Source organism: Deferribacterota bacterium (genome assembly GCA_034189185.1).
Taxonomy (GTDB): Bacteria; Chrysiogenota; Deferribacteres; order Deferribacterales; family UBA228; genus UBA228.
In genome coordinates, this window is the sequence record JAXHVM010000199.1 from 1 (window position 1) to 3,105 (window position 3,105).

Here is a 3,105-nt window from a genome sequence, read left to right on the forward strand (position 1 = left end):
ACCGAAGGAGATGGTGTTGCTGAAGTATTATTTAATGAAGAGTATAATTTTGTTGGTAAAACATCTTTTGCATGGCCTATGACCTTCAATGATATTGATAATAATCCTGTATTAGGCCAAAAAAAGAAAGTGAATAATCTCTTTGAGATGTGGTATGGTTTGAGTAAATAGGATAAGAGCTTTTTAATAATATTATCTAAAAAACCTATTATAAAACATATTTTATTAATTTTCTAAAAACAATATCTCCCAGCTTCGCAAAGTTGGGAGATATTGTTTTATTTGTTAACTACAGTTTAGTTTATATTTATTATTTTTTTAGCACATCAATACAAGCTTGTGTGTTTGTTTTATTTGTGTATTAATTATTTTTAAATTGCATATTTCAAAATTTCAGCAATTCTTTCTTTTGTATATTCTGTTAGATTCCATTTTTGAGCAAGAGCCACTGCATTTTGAGCTATAGCCTCAATATCAGATTCATTAAGCCCAACATCTTTTAATCTTGTTGGCGCACCTATTGAAGCAAAGTAGTTTTCAATGGCTTCTATAGTTTTTTGTGGTTCTTGAGTGCCAAATACCCTTGATCCAAAGCGTTTTAGTCGTTCATTTAAATTCTTGCTGTTATACCTTAACCATGCAGGAAATGCGATAGATAGTGTAGAACCATGCGCTATATCATAGAGAGCAGATAAAGAGTGGCCCATCATGTGGTTTGGGAAAGCATAATCACCAATACCAGCCGTTGTTAGGCCATTTAGCGCCAGTGTGGCTGACCACATGAAATTTGCCCTTGCATCATAATCGGTTGGGTTTTCAAGTATTTGTTTTGTTGATGAGACAACAGTTTCCACAATGGTTTCTACAAATCCATCCTGTATAGGTGTGCTTGGATATTTTCTTGTAAAATATCCCTCAAGCACATGTACAATAGCATCAACACTGCCATTTGCTACGTGGTTTTTTGGTACCGTATATGTATTTATAGGATCAAGTATGGAAATTTTTGGAAATAAATTATCACTTCTTATATTAAATTTCTGTTTTGTATTCTCATTTGTTATAACTGCCCCTGAGTTCATCTCCGAAGCAGTAGCAGCAAGTGTTAGTACTACATAGATTGGTAGAGCTTCTTTTATTTGGGCTTTGTCAGTAAAAAAATCCCACACATCACCATCGTAATAAAATCCAGCGGCAATTGCCTTTGCACTGTCTATTACACTGCCGCCACCAACGGCCAAAATGCAATCAACTTTTTCTTTTTTTGCAAGCTCTATTGCCTCATATACAAAAGAAAGCACTGGGTTTGGTTTTACACCTGATTTCTCAACAACCGAGACGTTATGATTTTTTAGAGAATCCATCACTTTATCATAGATACCGTTTTGCTTTATGCTGCCACCACCATACAAAAGTAGGCATTTCTTATTTTTTAAGTATCTCCCAATATTTTTGGTTTGATTTTCACCAAAAACAATCTGAGTGGGGTTATAAAAAACAAATTTTTTCATTTCCTACCTCCAGTTTTAATATCATAGCTTATTAAAATATATGTTGCTGATAATAAATCAAGAGCCTGCATGTAAACTGTTTTAGTTTGACATTTGACATAGTGATTTTCCATCTTTACTATTTATTTTTTACATCTAACAAGAATATATTAATTATAAGATGCATAATTACTTCTAGAGAAAATAGCATCTCCCAACTTCGAGCATCTCCAAACCTCGGAAGATAGAGTTACACTCTGGTGATATTAACTTCATTTAATGTTTAAACTTATCTGCTGCCATCTTGATGCGTTGTATAATAGTGGTCATGTGGAGATTTTTATTGGGAAGTTTACCACCATTTTTCTTTAATGTTTGTTCATATATATCAGGATATTGAAGCTTTACAAAATACCAAAACTTTTGATTGCTCATATAAATTGCTGCAACGTGACAACGCAACAAGTCAATATCTCGTTGTGGTGTTTGATAGAAAATATCAGGAACAATTGTTGGTGAAAGAGGCTTTGTTATATACTTGTACACAATTGCTGTAGGACCATTGGTGGCTTTTATTAAATCATTTGGATTTAATAAAAAGAGAGCCCATGCAGCATAGGGTAGAATGTAATAGAAAATGTAAGACGAAATTAAACAGATTATAGGAAAAATAATTGCTGAAATACCTTTAACAAATGAGAAGAAATAGTCTGTATCTCTTATTATTTCTCTTAGAAAAATCAGCATAGCCAAAGGTAAAAAGAGGCCTGTAAATAAGAGAATGCCGAAAACTGTTGGAATGTATAATGCCAGTAAAGGGGAAGAAATAAATGCTTCCTTGCTTTGAAATATATATGAAGCTGCAAGGATTGATTGGAATAGCATATATCTTGCTGGAGAAAGGAATAAAAGACATAGGCTAAACCAAACAAACATAAAAATGTTTTTGCCCAACTTCTTTTTAACTATTTCGAAAAATCCTATAAAACAAATAAGGCCAAGTATTGCTGAAAACCATGCTATTCTTAGTGAAAATGTTGATGAAGCGAATGGATCTATATTCATATTTTATTACCTCGCATTAATGTGCTTGTTGTTTATCGGTTTCATTGTTTTTTTGATAGCAAAACAACCCCTGTTCCAACCAGAATAAGGACAATTGACAAAGAAAGTGGATATTTCAGCGGAATTGCAATTCCTCCTTCATAATGCATAAATGAAACCTCTCTTCCTTCTTTGAGCACGATATACCGATCAGGTATACTCTCAATGAAGGGCTTGGAAATAGAATAAGATTTACCGTAATAACCAGTTGAAAAGATAATACTTATAAAAAAAAGCCCAACACCTACAAGAATAGTAATAATACCGATATTTCTTTTCATTCGATATTAATTATATAATGCCTAGCAATTAACATATAAATACTTTCTTATTCTTTCTGCATAACTAACAATATTATACCCTACATACCCATTTTGTTTTTTTAATAATGTTTTTTAATTTTCTCGGCAACAAATTTCTCATTTATAATTTTCTCCATATTTTTCCTTTGAATGCTTTGGCTGAAATTGATGTCTATTTTTAAATTAATTATCATATTTAATCCCACGCC

3 protein-coding genes are annotated in these 3,105 nt (G+C 32.3%); all 3 read right to left on the reverse strand.

The genetic code is table 11. The annotated features are described in order from the left end of the window. Positions 1-371: 371 nt before the first annotated feature. Complete coding sequence (locus SVN78_09810; GenBank protein MDY6821900.1) at positions 372-1,511, reverse strand: iron-containing alcohol dehydrogenase; 1,140 nt, start codon at positions 1,509-1,511, stop codon at positions 372-374. Positions 1,512-1,766: 255 nt separating this feature from the next. Beyond that, a complete protein-coding gene (locus SVN78_09815; GenBank protein ID MDY6821901.1) occupies positions 1,767-2,555 on the reverse strand; it encodes a hypothetical protein in 789 nt (262 codons plus the stop codon). A 41-nt stretch (positions 2,556-2,596) separates the two neighbouring features. Next, complete coding sequence (locus SVN78_09820; protein ID MDY6821902.1) at positions 2,597-2,875, reverse strand: hypothetical protein; 279 nt, start codon at positions 2,873-2,875, stop codon at positions 2,597-2,599. Between the last annotated feature and the right edge of the window lie 230 nt (positions 2,876-3,105).

Bases quoted from the DNA above. Each gene is read 5' to 3' on its own strand.
- SVN78_09810 (MDY6821900.1), bottom strand. From the start codon at position 1,511: ATGAAAAAATTTGTTTTTTATAACCCCACTCAGATTGTTTTTGGTGAA.
- SVN78_09820 (MDY6821902.1), bottom strand. From the start codon at position 2,875: ATGAAAAGAAATATCGGTATTATTACTATTCTTGTAGGTGTTGGGCTT.
- SVN78_09815 (MDY6821901.1), bottom strand. From the start codon at position 2,555: ATGAATATAGATCCATTCGCTTCATCAACATTTTCACTAAGAATAGCA.